Annotated in this window: 12 protein-coding genes; 6 read left to right on the top strand and 6 right to left on the bottom strand. The window is 42.6% G+C overall.

All coding sequences use genetic code 11. From position 1 onward, the window contains the following. Positions 1-7 precede the first annotated feature (7 nt). Together ACFSQ3_RS14145 and ACFSQ3_RS14140 are read left to right on the top strand one after the other, a co-directional pair. Positions 8-718 carry a class I SAM-dependent methyltransferase gene (locus tag ACFSQ3_RS14145; RefSeq protein ID WP_380870222.1) on the top strand — a complete coding sequence of 237 codons (711 nt, stop codon included), beginning with the start codon at positions 8-10 and terminating at the stop codon, positions 716-718. A 162-nt stretch (positions 719-880) separates the two neighbouring features. Then, positions 881-1,219, top strand: a complete 339-nt coding sequence (locus ACFSQ3_RS14140; RefSeq protein ID WP_380870221.1) for a hypothetical protein — start codon at positions 881-883, stop codon at positions 1,217-1,219. A gap of 82 nt (positions 1,220-1,301) precedes the next feature. Here the strand turns inward: ACFSQ3_RS14140 and serS are convergent, their stop codons facing one another. Then, complete coding sequence (gene serS, locus ACFSQ3_RS14135; protein ID WP_380870220.1) at positions 1,302-2,573, bottom strand: serine--tRNA ligase; 1,272 nt, start codon at positions 2,571-2,573, stop codon at positions 1,302-1,304. A gap of 188 nt (positions 2,574-2,761) precedes the next feature. Between serS and ACFSQ3_RS14130 the strand changes: the two genes are divergently transcribed. Next, the gene (locus ACFSQ3_RS14130) at positions 2,762-3,289 is read left to right on the top strand and encodes a hypothetical protein (RefSeq protein WP_380870219.1); all 528 of its coding nucleotides are present in this window, start codon (positions 2,762-2,764) and stop codon (positions 3,287-3,289) included. Here the strand turns inward: ACFSQ3_RS14130 and tamL are convergent. Further along, complete coding sequence (gene tamL / locus ACFSQ3_RS14125; RefSeq protein WP_380870218.1) at positions 3,286-5,637, bottom strand: translocation and assembly module lipoprotein TamL; 2,352 nt, start codon at positions 5,635-5,637, stop codon at positions 3,286-3,288. The genes ACFSQ3_RS14130 and tamL overlap by 4 nt on opposite strands. A gap of 6 nt (positions 5,638-5,643) precedes the next feature. Between tamL and ACFSQ3_RS14120 the strand changes: the two genes are divergently transcribed. Next, complete coding sequence (locus ACFSQ3_RS14120) at positions 5,644-6,399, top strand: TrmH family RNA methyltransferase (protein WP_380870217.1); 756 nt, start codon at positions 5,644-5,646, stop codon at positions 6,397-6,399. Positions 6,400-6,461: 62 nt separating this feature from the next. Further along, positions 6,462-7,742 carry an AI-2E family transporter gene (locus ACFSQ3_RS14115; RefSeq protein ID WP_380870216.1) on the top strand — a complete coding sequence of 427 codons (1,281 nt, stop codon included), beginning with the start codon at positions 6,462-6,464 and terminating at the stop codon, positions 7,740-7,742. Between the two features lie 27 nt (positions 7,743-7,769). Here ACFSQ3_RS14115 and ACFSQ3_RS14110 read toward each other — a convergent pair whose 3' ends face one another. Together ACFSQ3_RS14110 and ACFSQ3_RS14105 are read right to left on the bottom strand one after the other, a co-directional pair. Next, positions 7,770-8,954 carry a class I SAM-dependent rRNA methyltransferase gene (locus tag ACFSQ3_RS14110; protein WP_380870215.1) on the bottom strand — a complete coding sequence of 395 codons (1,185 nt, stop codon included), beginning with the start codon at positions 8,952-8,954 and terminating at the stop codon, positions 7,770-7,772. 78 nt (positions 8,955-9,032) lie between these two features. Continuing rightward, positions 9,033-9,734 (bottom strand): hypothetical protein, encoded by a 702-nt coding sequence (locus tag ACFSQ3_RS14105; protein WP_380870214.1) that lies wholly within the window; start codon positions 9,732-9,734, stop codon positions 9,033-9,035. A gap of 183 nt (positions 9,735-9,917) precedes the next feature. Between ACFSQ3_RS14105 and ACFSQ3_RS14100 the strand changes: the two genes are divergently transcribed. Next, positions 9,918-11,024, top strand: a complete 1,107-nt coding sequence (locus ACFSQ3_RS14100; RefSeq protein WP_380870213.1) for a pyridoxal phosphate-dependent aminotransferase — start codon at positions 9,918-9,920, stop codon at positions 11,022-11,024. A gap of 47 nt (positions 11,025-11,071) precedes the next feature. On the opposite strand, the gene ACFSQ3_RS14095 is transcribed toward ACFSQ3_RS14100, so the two are convergent. Together ACFSQ3_RS14095 and ACFSQ3_RS14090 are read right to left on the bottom strand one after the other, a co-directional pair. Beyond that, on the bottom strand, positions 11,072-12,571 hold the full coding sequence (locus tag ACFSQ3_RS14095) for a RagB/SusD family nutrient uptake outer membrane protein (RefSeq protein WP_380870212.1): 1,500 nt from the start codon (positions 12,569-12,571) through the stop codon (positions 11,072-11,074). Between the two features lie 42 nt (positions 12,572-12,613). Then, positions 12,614-15,727, bottom strand: coding sequence for a SusC/RagA family TonB-linked outer membrane protein (locus ACFSQ3_RS14090; RefSeq protein ID WP_380870211.1), 3,114 nt, complete (start codon positions 15,725-15,727; stop codon positions 12,614-12,616). Between the last annotated feature and the right edge of the window lie 133 nt (positions 15,728-15,860).

The following is a 15,860-nucleotide window of genomic DNA, read 5'->3' as shown; positions in this document are numbered from 1 at the left end:
TTATTTTATGCAAGCTGATCCCTACGGCGAGGCCTTACTTGATATTTTTCATCAATCCGCAACAGCGGAACCACTTTATTTACACACGAGCTACGGCGACACAGACGAAATGCCGGTGGATGTATTCTTTCGCGATGAAGATGATTTTTCGGAGTTGGAGCATATCGCGCTAGCACTTTGCGATGGCCGCGTGATGGACGTTGGAGCCGGTGCAGGCGCACATACCTTGTATTTACAAAACAAAGGATTTGCTGTGACCGGATTGGAAATCTCGCCGACTGTAGCCAGCATTCTGCTGCAGCGCGGTGTGGATGATGTCATTCAGGGCGATTTCTTCGAGCACGAAGACAGTAAATACGATACGTTGTTGTTTCTGATGAATGGAATCGGGCTTGCTGGTGATATAGCAGGATTTCGTAGACTTCTGCAACACAGCAAAAAATTATTGAGCGAGCGCGGACAATTGCTGTTTGACACATCGAATATCTCCTATTTGTACGAAGAGTTTGACATCGAAAAACCCGATCATTATTTCGGAGAAATTCGTTATCAATACGAATACCGCAACAAGAAAGGTTCAGAATTTCCATGGCTTTACTTAGATCAAGAAAAGTTGGTCGAAATAGCGAATGAAGAAGGCTGGGTTGTTCAGATCCTTTTCGAAGATGAGAATGATCAGTACTTGGTTCGCATGGAACCGCGAGCAGAATCAGCATAAATCTCGCTTGCTTTCAGAAACGCAACTCGTTAATTACTGTTAAAAATCACTGTTTACTAAAACTCGTGCCTAACTTTTTTGTGCTAAGGATGTTATTATTTTACAAACGACGTCGAAGTAATAAAGATTAGTAAACACACACAAATAACAAAAGGAGGAAATATGAAAAAGCTATTTTTAACAGGAGTTAGTTTATTGTTCGCCGTAACATTGACATTCGCTCAACAGGTGAACCCCGAAGAAAAAGCAAAAGAGAAAACAGCAGAGCTGACGGAAAAACTAATATTGACACCAGAGCAGCAAGCACCTGTATATCAAATTGTCCTAGCGGGTATTCAGGAAAAACATGCTTTAAAAGAAGACAAAACGTTGACGGACGAAGCTAAAAAAGAACGTCTGAAGACCAGTAAATTGGAGAAACATGAAAAATTGAAAGCTTTATTGACCGAAGAGCAACGCGTACAGTACGAAGCTTGGGCTAAGGAAAAAGACAAAGATTAGTTTCTTTCCAGCAACCCTATACAACAATAAAAGGCATGTAATCCATAAAATTACATGCCTTTTGTATGTTCAGCGATTGTGCTTAATCGATGTATTCAAATCCGACATAAGGAACCAAAACCGCTGGAATGCGAATTCCTTTTTCTGTTTGGTTATTTTCCAACAACGTAGCAACAATACGCGGCAAGGCCAAAGCCGATCCGTTTAAGGTATGTGCCAAAGTCATTTTTCCATCTTCGTTGCGAAAACGCACTTTCAAACGATTCGATTGAAATGTTTCGAAGTTCGAAACGGAAGAAACTTCCAACCAACGTTCTTGTGCTGTACTATACGTTTCCATATCGTATGTCAATGCTGAACCGAAACTCATATCGCCGGAACATAACCGCAACACGCGATAAGGCAATTCTAACTTTTGCAACAAGGATTGCACGTATGTACTCATTTCCTCCAATGTGTCGTATGATTTATCCGGATGAACAATTTGCACCGTTTCTACTTTGTCGAATTGATGCAGGCGGTTCAGTCCGCGAACATGCGCGCCATACGATCCAGCTTCACGACGGAAACAGGGCGTGTACGCACAATGTTTAATCGGAAATTGTTCTTCTTTCACGATTTCATCGCGATAAAGATTAGTAACGGGAACTTCCGCAGTTGGAATCAGGTACATATCATCATTAGTAACATGATACATCTGTCCTTCCTTGTCCGGCAATTGCCCGGTGGCATACGCCGATGCTTCGTTGACAGCATGTGGCACCTGCACTTCTTCGTAACCCGCTTTAATGGCTTCGTCCAAGAAGAAATTGATTAAACCGCGTTGCAAACGAGCACCTTTTCCCGTATAAACCGGAAAACCAGCGCCTGCAATTTTGGTTCCCAATTCAAAATCGATCAGTTTATATTTCGCAGCCAATTCCCAATGTGGCAATGCATGTTCGCCTAAATTAGGAATGTCGCCGTGTTCCAAAACTACTTCATTATCATCAGCAGAAACTCCAGTTGGAACCGATTCGTGCGGAAGATTTGGCAACTGCACCAATTTATCATGTAGGTCTTGCTCTACGCGCACCAACTCATCCCCGAACTCTTTCAATTGCGCTTTGAAACCCGAAGTTTTCGCTTTGATCGCTTCGGCTTCTTCTTTCTTTCCCTGACGCATTAAGTCTCCGATTTGCTTGGCACTGGAGTTAGCCTCCGCAGCGATGGACTCCGAATTGCTCTGTAGCGAACGACGCGATTCATCTAAGGCGATGATCTCGTCCACCAAATTCAACTCTTTAAAGTGTTTCTTCTGCAATCCGGCAATTACCTTGTCCTTGTTTTCACGGATATAACTTATCTGCAACATAAAAATTTAAAATAAATTGATTTTCTCGTATCAAATATACCAACCTGATCGGACTACAAATGTCTAAAATAAACTGGCATTTTTTAAATTTATCGTAGATAAGTATCGAATAAAGGCAAGTATGCTATAAATTCGATCGGCATATTCCGCTTTTTTGTATACTTGCACTACCAAACGATCTGTACGGCATGCGTTATATTTACGGTTTCCTTTTCTTCATTACTTGTTTGACATCCACGGCTCAAACGCAAATGATCAGCGACTTTATTGTCAAAGAAAATCTTTCTCAGAATGGTAAGTTGGCGATTATTGCGGTGGATAGCACGGAAAAGGCGAACGATCGTATCCGAGGAACATTTCTATTTAGCGTGAATGGTTTCCAGCAGAACTTGGCATTTCAAGACGGCGTTGCCGTGATCTCCGATCCGGTCGAATCTTCCACTTTTGTATTTTTCAAACATAAAAATATCGAAAATGAAGTGGGCAAATTCTATTTTATCCGCAAAACGGATGGCGGATTGAGCCCATACAAAGTGAATGGATTGACATTGGTGTTGATACCGATTATTATTTTGCTAATTGCTTACGCATTCAAAAGGCTTTTAGTTGTTTTCGTGTTGATTGCTCTAGTTTATGGCTATCTGCATTTCTCCAAAGGATTGGATTTATCGCAACTGTTTGAAAGCTTCTTTTTCGGCCTGAAAGGATTGCTCTAGAAAGGCATTCCAACCCCAAAATTATATTGGATAAAGCTGTATCGATCGGGACGGTGTGTTTCGAAATAATTCGCTTTGAAGGCGCGTGATTTGAATAAATGTTGAATCACCCACTGATCCGAACCCGTAAACTGAGGATCTTTGACCTTCAAACCTGCGTCCAGACGAATGGTGAAATAGTTCATATCGAACCGCAATCCGAAACCTGTTCCTAAGGCAATTTGATTAAAGAATTGATCCGCGCGGATTACGCCGCCGGGGTTGGGATTTTCTGATGTTTCGCGCAAGCGCCAAATATTTCCGGCGTCTAAAAATGTAGCACCATTCAATCGCGCACCAAGAAACTTATTTAGGATCCGAAAGCGAAACTCTGCATTGGTTTCCAATTTAACTTCACCCAACTGATCGAGGTTACGCAGGTTCAGTCGCAAATCTTCTGTCAAACCCGATCGGTTGTAATTTCCAGGTCCCAACGTACGAGCTTGCCAAGCACGAATACCGTTCATTCCGCCTGCAAAAAAGCTCTTCTCAAAAATCAGCAATTCCGAATTGTTCCCATAAGGCACCGCAACACCGCCATTGAAACGCCAGACAAACTGACGGTTTCCGCCGAGATGTTTATACCAACGGTAATCGACCTCCCCTTTAATATATTGCAGATAAGGAACACCCAAAACCGTGCGCTGTCCCAAATCATCCTTCGAAAAATTAAATAGATTACTGAAAATGCCCAAAGTATTTCCGCTCACGTCCACCATTCCGCGTAGGAAAGAAAAGTTTTCCAAGCGGTTCAATCGATTGCCGTTATATGTAATCGTATATTGAGAACCTAAACCAAAATACTGACGATCGTTGGTTTCCACATATAAGCGGTAACCTTCATTCTCCATGCGTTGCTTGAAGCTTTCGTTCAGCCTACCTTCTCGATATTCTAATACGATTGGCGTGTAGCTGTGCAAAATGTTTTCCGATTGATGCCAAGAATAATTCAGCGTGTTCAACCAATAACGATTTGAATAGGTTTGATCTTGGAAGAACAATTGCAAACTGGACGAAATCGTCGTTTTTGGTAATCCATACCAACCGACGCTTCGAACACGAAATGGCGTGAGAATTCTCGGGAAAACCAAACTCGCCCCGATTTGAAAATCGTTATTAAAAATCTTATTCCCTATACTTCCAGGCAATCTCGGATCGAACAAAATTCCGTAGCGCGCCCGAATTTCTAATAGCTCGGCACCGCCGAAAATATTCCGATGCGAATAGGTATTAGCTACGTTGAAACCACTCATTCCCGAACTAAATACAAACTCTCCTTCTACCTGATTGCTCATTGCAGGGCGTGGTGTGAGTTCGTAATGCACATCTAATTTCGTAGAATCTACCTTGTCGTAGCTAATTTTCACGGAGCGGAAACCGTTCGTTTCGAAAAGACGATAGTACGATTGCTCTTCCTGCTGGAGGCTGTAGTGCATGCCTTTCTTCAAAAACGTATATCGCGCAAGCGGACGTAAACGATATTTACGCGTTTCATCCTGAAAATACATATTCAGCGATTCGCTGTAGCGTGCCGATACTGTTCCATTTGTTGGAGATCCCGGTTTGCGGATATGTAGATATACATTATTGATATCGAAAATTCGATGTTGTGAAGAATCCGGATTGGCTACATCCACCAGCAGTTTGGCGTGCTTATTTCTACCGATTGTATCCACGCCTACGCGCATATATTGTCGAAGGTATTCGTAATATCCGGCATTTTTCATGGCGACATACATACGCTCTCGTTCATCGAACAGACGGCGCTCTTGATACGATTGGCCTACACGCACACGCGTAAACGGAAGCACCTCATTGCGGTAAATTTCTTCTACACGACTATCTGCAAATTGCCGATCAATCTCTGAAATTCGATAGCGAGCGCCCGTATCCACCTGAAAATCAATCCACGCTTTCTTTCTGCGAATATCGATCTGTGGATTGACCTTGACATCGAAATAACCATACGTTTTAAAGAAACGCTCCATTTGGTTTGCCGACAAATCGACCATAGCCGAATCAAGTAAATGCGGTGCCTCTCCAACACTTTTAATCCCTTCCTCTTTATACCTACCATTTTTGGTGTTGAAGAAATTGTAAATACTGAGATATAGCGGCGAATTTGGTCGAATTTCGTTGCTAATGTATGTCGACGCAGATTCGCGTAAATTAGGAGAAACGCCAACCACATCGATATCTTTCACGAGTGCTTGATCGTCTTCAAGATATTTAGCAGAACGACAAGATGCGGAAATAATAGCGAAAAGCGTTATAATTGCACCTAAAATACACGTTTGGTACCTAATCATCCTGCTATGTTATCAAAATCGCTCATTCGTCTTATTACTTCGCTGCAACACAAAAAGTTTCGTAAACAACATGGTTTATTTTGCGTAGAGGGCATCAAGTCGATTTCAGAATTCACAGAATCCCACTACATCGTAGAAACGATTTATGCCACGCCTCGTGCCGTTGCAAAATTGAACAAAATCCCTCAGAATATAAAGCTTGTATCAGTTAGCGATGAGGAATTTAAAAAACTAACATCATTAAATAATCCACAGGGCGCGTTGGCTTTGGTAAAAATCCCGGAATCGGATCCGCCACATTTGAATGATTTCTTGGGGACACACACTTTAGTTTTGGATGACGTACAAGATCCAGGCAATTTGGGAACGATTATCAGAACGGCAGAATGGTTTGGTTTTGAACGAATTATTTGCTCGTTGGATACTGTAGACGTTTACAACGCAAAGGTTGTACAGGCGACGATGGGTTCGTTGTCGCGAATACGCGTTGATTACCTTGATATTTCCGCTTTGTTGGACCAAATTTCTGTTCCAAGTTTTGGGGCGTTATTAAATGGTCAATCCATTTTTGAAACCAATTTTGGCAAAGAAGGGTTGGTGGTTTTAGGTAATGAAGGGAATGGCATTCGTCCTGAAATTATTGAGAAATTGGATTACTCCGTTACCATTCCTTCATTTGGTAAAGCTGAATCCTTAAATGTAGCAGTTGCTGCCACCGTATTTTGCACGGAAATTGCTAGAGGAAGAAAAACAAATATCTAAATCTATAGTTAACAAGATTAATGATTCAAATCCACGCTAGCGTTTAAAACCTATAATTCAATATGAAAATTCAACAAGAACCAAGAGCATACTCCATAACTTTGGCAAGTAGCTTACTAGCTTTGATCCTAATCATTGTGATCTTGGCGTACACAAGCAGCGTCGTTTTGCCTTTGCTATTTTCGATTCTTATATCGATTATGCTGTATCCTTTAGCTCGATTTTTTGAGAAGTTACGGTTAGGAAAAGCGTTTTCAGCTATACTTTCGGTGATCGTTGCTATTGTCATTTTGTCCGGATTAGGTTGGTTTATTGTTTACGAGAGTATCATTATTGGTCGGGATGCGTCGGCTATTACCGGCAAAGTAATGTCGGTATTGGAGAACTCGGAAGCTTGGCTACAAGAATCCTTCGGTATCGAACGCAATCAGGTTGTAGCGCAATTGCGTGAGCAAGGTAACAAAGCCCTCAATAACGTTGGAGGCGTATTGTCCTCTACTTTCGGCTCGATTGGTAGTATGCTTGCGGCAGCTGTTTTGGTTCCACTATTTTCTTTTTTCCTATTGTACTACCGTGTGTTTTTCCGAGAATTTTTCTTCAAAGCATTTCATTCGGTACCAAAACAAAAGATCCATGACACATTGGAGCGTATCTACGACGTCGTACAAAGCTATTTGTTGGGATTGATTACGGTAATGGGAATAGTTGCTGTTTTAAACACAATCGGATTGATGGTGATGGGTATTGACTACGCTTGGTTCTTTGGTACGTTAGCTTCCTTGCTGATGTTGCTTCCATACATTGGTATTGCGATTGGCTCCATTTTGCCAGCGCTATTTGCTTTGGCAGTAAAAGACAGCGCGTGGTATGCCGTTGGTGTTATTGCTTGGTTTCAAGTTGTGCAATTTTTGGAGGGAAATATCATCACGCCGAATATTGTGGGCAGCAAGGTTAGTATTAATCCATTAATGGCCATAATCGCTATTCTTCTTGGCGGTATGTTGTTTGGCCTTGCTGGATTGATTTTAGCTTTACCAATTGTAGCAACCATAAAAGTAGTTTTCGATGCGATCCCATCCATGGAAGCATACGGTTTCCTAATTGGCGAACCTGAAAAAGTCCATTTACAGCGGAATTCTACCCAACAACTTTTGATGAAATGGGGAATTGTTCGCGAACCGAAAGTGAAAAAGAAAAAAGTCGTCATCGAAACCGAAGTTGCGGAAGTTATCGTGGACGAGCGTAAGGAAATCACGGAGCAATCTGAGCCGAAAATCACAGAAATAGATCAAAAGGTTATCCAAAACCCTAAAGATAGTGACCAAAATACTCCAAAGGACTAAATAAGTTGCGGTCGGGTGTTTTAAATATTAAAGCACCCGAACCAATACGCCTTTTAAATATTCCCCTTCTGAGAACGATGCGCGAACAGGATGATCTTCAGGTTGGTGAAATTGATGGATGAATTGAATTTCTTTACCTGCATCTAACGCCGCCCAAGCAATAACTTGCTTAAATGTATCGATATCCATTGCACCCGAACAAGAGAACGTAGCCAACAAACCTCCGCTTGCTAACAAAAGCAATCCACGACGATTTAAATCTTTATAAGCGCGAGAAGCTTTTTCCAAGGAAGAACGTGAAGGCGCGTATTTCGGCGGATCCAAGATGATTAGGTCGAACTGCTTTCCCTCCTCGCCTAATTGACGCAAATATTTATTTACGTCCGATTGCACGGCTGTATGGCGCGAAGAATCGAATTGATTTAAAGTGATGTTCTGTTGTAAGGTAGATATAGCTAGTGCCGAGCTATCCACCGAGGTTACGTGTGCTGCGTCAGTTTGAAAAGCGTTTAAAGTGAATCCGCCTGAATAGCAGAAACAATCCAATACGTTCTTACCTTTCACATAAGCTGCAACCAGTCGGCGGTTATCACGTTGGTCGCAATAAAATCCCGATTTTTGACCTTCTACTATGTTGATATGATAACGTATTCCATTCTCCACCACTTCCACATATTCGGGTGGCGTTTCTCCGTAGCGTAAACCATTATCGTCTGGAAGCTGCTCGTATTCGCGCGATTTTAGATCGCTACGCTCATAAACGCCTTTCGGCTTCAGCAACTGCACCAATTCGTCAACTAACACGTCTTTGACACGATCTACGATTGCTGCATGCACTTGTATAGAGATAAAATCTCCATACAAATCGGCAATCAATCCGGGCACAAAATCCGCTTCCGCGAAGATCAAACGACAGGTCGTATTCGATTCGTGGATCAGATGACGGCGCGCTTCCACGGCTTTGCGCACGCGATTTCTCCACCATTGTTCATCCGGCCGGCGATCGGGATGCCATTCCAACAGACGCACCGCCACGCGAGAATGCGGATTATATGCGCCGAAAGCAATGAATTCCTGATCAACGTTGTACACTTCAATCAAATCCCCCGACAGTAAACCATCATCCTTATGCTTAATAGCGCCTGAGAACACCCACGGATGAAGTTGCCATGCTGATTTGTCTTTCCCTTTATGAAGTATAACTTTTTTCATTATTGTGGAGTATTTGCCGATCCAGAACCTCAGCCCGTTATGGCGAAGCGAATTTGGAGTGGGCAAAGGTAGGGATTTTTACGCCTCGTCGCAATCTATGGTAACAACACGCACAAACAGTCCATTGAATTCATTATTCAACGAGCCATCAAAGTTAAAATGGTAAATCAAATTATTCACGCGATTCCACCAACCGTAAGTCAGCACGTAATCAAACGCAATTTCTTCTCGATGATCCAATTGCATGTTGGCTTCATATTTTGCCCAAAGGGATTCTGGGATTCCATTGTTTTCCATTTGTCGCTTCACAACGTCTGCATAGGCAGCCAAAAGCAAATCTCCTCCTTTTACCAGCGCTTCCACATAGCTTTTTACCAGCTTATCGTCCATAAACTTACGCTTTAAGACTTCCGGATTATCCGTCGCTTTCACGCGAATTTTTTGAATAGCATAAGATTCTTCCACGTACCTTAACATGGAATCCCGCGCCACAGAAAAGGAAGAATTTGGAACAATCTTTAGGGCTGACAATCGTTGTTTTATCGCTTCATAACTTTCCTGAAGACTTTCTTCGTCATCTCCATCGAAGAACAATTGCGATTGGGTTAGCTTATACGTATCCTTCAAAATAGCTTCCGAGTATTTATCGGCATCATAATATCCTTTATACGTGCATAGTTCGTCTGCAAATTCCAGCACAGCTAAATTTTTCTGTCCAAATCCAGGACAAGCCAACATCATCACGGCGAACATCAAAAACACCTCACTTAACTTTCTCATTGCTATACGATTTGTCTCAAAATTACTTCTTTTCAAGCAACTTCTTAGAACAATTCGCTTTTCAAAAAACATTTTCAAACATAAATAGCAAAATTATGATGTGGTTTATAACCCATTCCCGCATAACCACATTTATTACCTATATTAGGCTAACATAAAACTTCCAAAAGCTAAAAAATAATTATGAATCGACGAGCACTAATCAAACAAGCCGGACTAAGTATGGCTGCATTTGCTATGAGCAGAGATCTTTTCGCGGAAACTGCAGGCATTCTTGCTCCATCGGCCCAAAAGCACAATCTGATTTACTTGCAATCCAACGAAAATCCTTATGGACCATCTAAATCTGCACAAAAAGCAATGCTCGATGCCGTGTTGACTACAAACAGATATCAATGGGCAGAAACCGGAAAGCTCGTAAGTGCTATTGCGAAATGCTATAAGGTGACGGAAAAGAATGTTCTGCTCGGTGCAGGATCTTCCGAATTACTGGGATTAACTTCACATTACGCTTCATTTCGTAAAGGTCACATCATCGCTCCGGATCCAACTTTTCGCATTTGGACAGCGGCGGCCGAAAAAATGAATTTATCTATAAAATGGATTCCGCTAACAGCTGCCAAGGATACTGATTTAAAGGCTATGCTCGCCGCAATTGACGAGAAAACGAGCATGGTATATGTTTGTAACCCGAATAATCCTACCGGAATCCCAATTCCGGATGTCGAACTTCGAGCGTTTATAAAAGAGATTCCAAAGCACATCACGATTTTGATGGATGAAGCATACACGGAATTTGAGGATACGCCGAGCACGGTGGATATGATCGGAGAATATCCAAACTTGGTCATTGCAAAAACCTTCTCGAAAGTGTACGGTTTGGCTGGAGCGCGGGTTGGCTATGTGCTAGCGCACGAATCGATCATCGAAAAGCTCAGCGGACTACAACCTTGGAAAAATGCAAGCGCAAGCGCCATCAGCGTCGCAGCGGCATTGGCATCTATTCAAGATTTGGAGTTCATTGCGTATTGCAAGTCGGAAAATGCAAAAAGCCGAGCAATTTATCACGAAGGTTTGAAAGATTTAGGGTTAAAACATACGCCATCGATTACCAGTTTTACCTATTTTGACACAGCCAATTACAGCGGTAATTTTTCGAAAGTTTTGGAAGATCGAAATATTGTAGGTGCACGCAGTTTTGAAAAAGATAGCACATGGATGCGATTGAGTGTCGGTACAGTTGCAGAAATGACCGAAGTGGTACGTACACTAAAAAGCGGGACATCGTAGTTGACGTCCCGCTTAGCAAATATTTACTCAAACTAAATAGCCCGAACTTATAAATTCGGATTTTGCTGCTCCTCCACTAATGGAATAGCAAACAAATAATAACGGCTATTTGCCGTAAATGGTTGACCATCACCAAATCGTATTACACGATGTCCTTGACCATTTACTAGCTTGGTTTCGCCGGAAGGAATGGTTACCGTTACCTTAATCGGGCTTCCAATATCATCCACAAACGCTCGACGTTCTACAGATTTTTGATTTCTGAGGATATCGGATAATCCGAAGCCCTCGCCCCACAGTTCTTTTCTCCTTTCGAGCAGAATCGCCTCTACTAAATCGCCTTCAGCAGCGGTATATGGAACAGCATTTCGTGCTTCACGCAACGTATTTAATGCTGTAATTGCACCAGCCGAATTTCCACCACGTGCAAGGCCTTCCGCTTGAATCAGCCACATTTCCGAAGAACGCATGTACACAATATCCCCGATCAGATTTTGCTTAAACTTAAACTTTTTGTACCGTAGAAATCCTTCTCGACTAGGTAAGCCATCCCACTCGAACAGCGCATGGCGAATATCCTGCGTATCGAATAGGTTTTTGAAATACGGATCGGCCATAAAGCTGAAATAATACGATCCGGACGAAGAAACATCTAAATAATGAAAGGTATAACTCGCCGTACTTTGATCTGTCGTTTGAACATGCCCCCAAATCCATTCTGGATTTTGCACATCATTAAATCCGGCATAATACGTTTCTGCATTCATCAACGGAAAACCTTCGGCTGCCAACGCAGCAACTTCCGCCGCACGCGTCCATTCACCCATATTCAAATAAGCGCGTGCTAAAAGACCATTAGCTACATGCTTATCAATACGGTATTTTAGCGTGTTAGGACGGTTGTAACTTTGTAGTTTGGCTACTGCATCCGTTAAATCTGCCGTGATTAACGCGTATATTTCTTCTAAACTTGCTTTCGGTTTTCCTTCGGTTGCCGTTGTACTTGCTTCGGTATAGATTGGCACCGCCAGCGCGCTTTTGTCTTTCAGGTAACTGAACTGGTAATAGGTCGCTAAGTTTAGATAAGCAAACGCACGCAACGTTTTGGCTTGCCCGATCAGTTGATCTTTTTCTTCTTGAGCACCTTCTGCCGCCGGCGTTTTCTCAATTATATTGTTGGCGTTATCGATTACCTTATATAGTAAGGTCCAAAAAGCATTGACGCGATTCGTTGTTTTATCGAACGTATCGCTAAATGTGTACGAATCTCGGTAACCATATTTAGTAGTTACCGCAACATCATTTGCCATAGCATCACTCGTACGCATAATAGCGGAATAACCCGGATTAGCGAACGTGAAATAGGTATCGTTTAGATAACGCCAAGTTCCATTTACGACCGTTTGTATGTTGCTCGTCGACTTATAAATTTCTGTGTCAGCCACTGCATTGGTCGGCAAGGTGTCTAGTCCGTTCTCGCAAGAGAGCAATCCCAGAAGAATGAAACTTACCGCGTATATTTTATGTTTTATAGAAATTATCTTCATGTTATTTCGAATCAAAATATGCATTCTGTTAATAGCTCCGTGTTACAATCCAAGCTGCAATCCAGCAGAAAACGTGCGAATAGCGGGATAGCGGAAATAGGTAGCGCCTTCCACCGTTTGTTCCGGATCCATACCTTTATGGCCGTAGAAAGTCAATAAGTTTTCTCCTTGTAAGAAAATACGGAGGCGACTAATGCCGATACGACTCATACTTGTTTGCGGGAATGTGTATCCGACGCTTACGTTTTTCAATCGCGCGTAAGTACCGCTATATAGAAATCGAGTGGAAGCCGACGTCCAATTTAAGTTGTCGGTCGTCAGACGTGGCACGTCCGTATTGGTATTTTCCGGTGTCCAACGTTCCAACATTTCCTGACTCCAGGCACGCCCTGGGTTATTTCCATTGTGCATCAATTGCGTGTAATCGTTATCTAAAATTTGTCCACCAATGCTATAACTCAGCAAAGCATTGAAATCGAAATTTCTATACGTTACGCTGTTATTGATACCACCAACCAATTTCGGCAAAGAACTACCTTGAATAAACCGTCCTGCGCTTCCGTAAACGGAAGTGGTTTCTTCCAATTGATTTCCATCGTCATCGGCTAAATACCATTGCGGCGAGCCATTTTCCGGATTTACTCCCGCCCACGTTGGTAGATAGAAATCATACAAAGATCCGCCGACGCGCAACATTTTATTCCCACGTGGAATTCCTTCCTCCTGTGGTAATTCGGTAATTTTATTCTTAAAATGAGAGAAATTGAAATCTAGATTCCAACGTAGGTTTTCGTTTCTAACGGGAATAGTGCGAACGTCCACATCAACACCCCGATTGCGCATGGTGCCGATATTGGCATCATAACCCGTATAACCGGTAGAAAGTGCCATCGGCATAGTGAATAACAAATCTTTACTTTGGCGGTTGAAATATTCCACCGATAGCGCCAATCGGTTATTCAAAATTGCAATATCCAATCCCGTATTGAAATTCAAATTAGTTTCCCATTTCAACTCCGGTGTTGCCAAACGATTAGTAATTGTTCCGCCTTCGCCTAAGCTGTTCAGAATAGCATATAAACCTTGATGTGCATAGTAAGTTCCTAAATTATCATTACCCTGCCCACCATAGCTTGCTCGCCATGTCAACTGACTTAACCAAGATTGATCTTTCAAAAATTCCTCATTCGATAATTTCCAAGCGGCACCCAACGACCAAAAAGTTCCCCAACGCGTACCCGCTGCAAATCGTGATGATCCGTCTGTACGAATTGATCCTGAAATCAAATAACGATCGTCATAGCCATATTCGGCACGACCTAGGAAACTCAACAGTTTGTAATCCTGACTCAATCCGGTAAATGAATTGAGTTGCGACGCTGCAATTGGTTCATCAAATCCGGGCAATACAAAACGCTGACGACTTCCGCTTGTATTGCTGGTATTAAATTGATAGTATTCTTGCCCAGCTAAAATATTGATATGATGCAGATCGAATTGCTTGTCAAACGTTAAAATATTATTCCATGTCTGCCCAACCGTACGTGCATTTCGTTTCGTTACGGAGCCTAAGTATTCTACTCCAGCGCCCACCGATGGATTCACATAGAAATGTTCGTTTCCATTGGTGTAATCCACACTGTACGTAGAACGGAATTTCAAATCCGGGCGTATAACTGCTTCCAAATAAGCGCGTATTGACGCATTCTCTTGTTGAATATCATTTTTGTTTAATGGCAATGATGCCGCTAAATTGGAGCGAGGAATCGCCGCACTTGGGCGATATTCACCAAAATCCCAAATTCGATCTCCATTTGCATCCAATCGGTATGATCCATCCGCTTCGCGCTCGTAATATGGGTAAAAGGATGGCGTCAATCTTGTAAAATTGATGATGTTTGCCGTATTACTATCTTCCGATTGCGGATAGCGCTGTAGTCCACTTGAAGCTCCTGCACTCAAACCAACGTTCAACCATTCGCGTGCTTTCGCTTCAATATTAGCGCGCACGTTATATCTTCGGAAGGATGATGAAATGGCAATACCCTGATCGTCTAAATAACCACCTGATATGAAATAACTGTGCTTCTCTCCGCCTCCGCTGATGTTAAGATCTGCCTGCGTACGTTGCCCGGTGCGTTGCAAAACGTCCGTCCAGCTGCCACCCCAAAGTGGCGTTGCTCCTGCTTGCAATCTCCCATCCAATCCGACGGGTTGTGCATAGTTTGCGCCGTACGGATTGATGCCCAAATCAGTAATGAGATTCGCACTTGCATTTCTTGCCGCTACATCTGGTGCTAAGCCAGAAGATAGATTCTTATTACGCAACGCCTCCCAATACAATTGAAAATAATCGTCGGTCGACAGCTGCGCATAGTCGCTTACCGCTCTGTTGGAAATCCCTTTGGTAACGTTCAAGTTAATGAGTGCTTGCTCGCCAGCACGCCCTTTCTTCGTCGTAATAATAATAACACCATTTGCTCCGCGAGAACCATACAGAGCACTCGAAGCGGCATCTTTCAATACGCTGATAGATTCTATATCGTTTTGGTTGATCGCGTTAATATCGCCAGAATATGGATTTCCATCGACCACATATAATGGATTGCTGGATGCATTGATCGAGCCAATACCACGAATACGAACGGTTGCATTTGTGCCGGGTTGGCCGGATGCAGAAACGGCGGTTAATCCCGGAACTTGCCCTTCCAACGCTTTCGTAATGTTAGACACTTGGCGATTTTCTAATTGTTTGTTGCTGATCGTACTCACCGATCCAGTAATGTTTTCCCGACGTGATGTTCCGTATGCAACGACAACCACTTCGCCTAAATCCCTGCTGGCAGCCTCCAATGCCACATTGATTTGATCGTTACTTATTGCACGTTCAATAGTTTCGTACCCCACATAAGTGAATATCAATTTTGCGTCTGGTTGCGAAACTTCAATGCGATAGCTTCCATCTTCCTGCGTAGACACGCCAAACTGTTGCCCAGTTACTTGCACACTCACTCCAGCAAGCGGTTTGCCACTTAATGCTTCGGTTACCACACCCTGCACCACACGTTGTTGTGCGAAAGCAGAGGTAAACGGCGACAATAGCAGTGTAAACAAGATGCTTGAAAGCAAGATGTTTGTAGTAATTTTCTTTTGCATACACCCAAAAATTTAAAGTTAGTATTCGACAGCTGCGCCCAAACTCGTGCTGCCGTTAAATATGGGTGCAAATATAATATATAATCTACCTAATTAGTAGTCTTTGTAGTGTAAAAATTACACTATCATCTAT

It is taken from the genome of Sphingobacterium corticis (assembly GCF_042684745.1).
GTDB classification, from domain to species: Bacteria; Bacteroidota; Bacteroidia; order Sphingobacteriales; family Sphingobacteriaceae; genus Sphingobacterium; species Sphingobacterium corticis.
This window is presented reverse-complemented; position numbering and strand designations above follow the sequence as displayed.

Bases quoted from the DNA above. Each gene is read 5' to 3' on its own strand.
- ACFSQ3_RS14130 (WP_380870219.1), top strand. From the start codon at position 2,762: ATGCGTTATATTTACGGTTTCCTTTTCTTCATTACTTGTTTGACATCC.
- ACFSQ3_RS14145 (WP_380870222.1), top strand. From the start codon at position 8: ATGCAAGCTGATCCCTACGGCGAGGCCTTACTTGATATTTTTCATCAA.
- ACFSQ3_RS14110 (WP_380870215.1), bottom strand. From the start codon at position 8,954: ATGAAAAAAGTTATACTTCATAAAGGGAAAGACAAATCAGCATGGCAA.
- ACFSQ3_RS14100 (WP_380870213.1), top strand. From the start codon at position 9,918: ATGAATCGACGAGCACTAATCAAACAAGCCGGACTAAGTATGGCTGCA.
- ACFSQ3_RS14095 (WP_380870212.1), bottom strand. From the start codon at position 12,571: ATGAAGATAATTTCTATAAAACATAAAATATACGCGGTAAGTTTCATT.
- serS (WP_380870220.1), bottom strand. From the start codon at position 2,573: ATGTTGCAGATAAGTTATATCCGTGAAAACAAGGACAAGGTAATTGCC.
- ACFSQ3_RS14105 (WP_380870214.1), bottom strand. From the start codon at position 9,734: ATGAGAAAGTTAAGTGAGGTGTTTTTGATGTTCGCCGTGATGATGTTG.
- tamL (WP_380870218.1), bottom strand. From the start codon at position 5,637: ATGATTAGGTACCAAACGTGTATTTTAGGTGCAATTATAACGCTTTTC.
- ACFSQ3_RS14120 (WP_380870217.1), top strand. From the start codon at position 5,644: ATGTTATCAAAATCGCTCATTCGTCTTATTACTTCGCTGCAACACAAA.
- ACFSQ3_RS14140 (WP_380870221.1), top strand. From the start codon at position 881: ATGAAAAAGCTATTTTTAACAGGAGTTAGTTTATTGTTCGCCGTAACA.
- ACFSQ3_RS14115 (WP_380870216.1), top strand. From the start codon at position 6,462: ATGAAAATTCAACAAGAACCAAGAGCATACTCCATAACTTTGGCAAGT.
- ACFSQ3_RS14090 (WP_380870211.1), bottom strand. From the start codon at position 15,727: ATGCAAAAGAAAATTACTACAAACATCTTGCTTTCAAGCATCTTGTTT.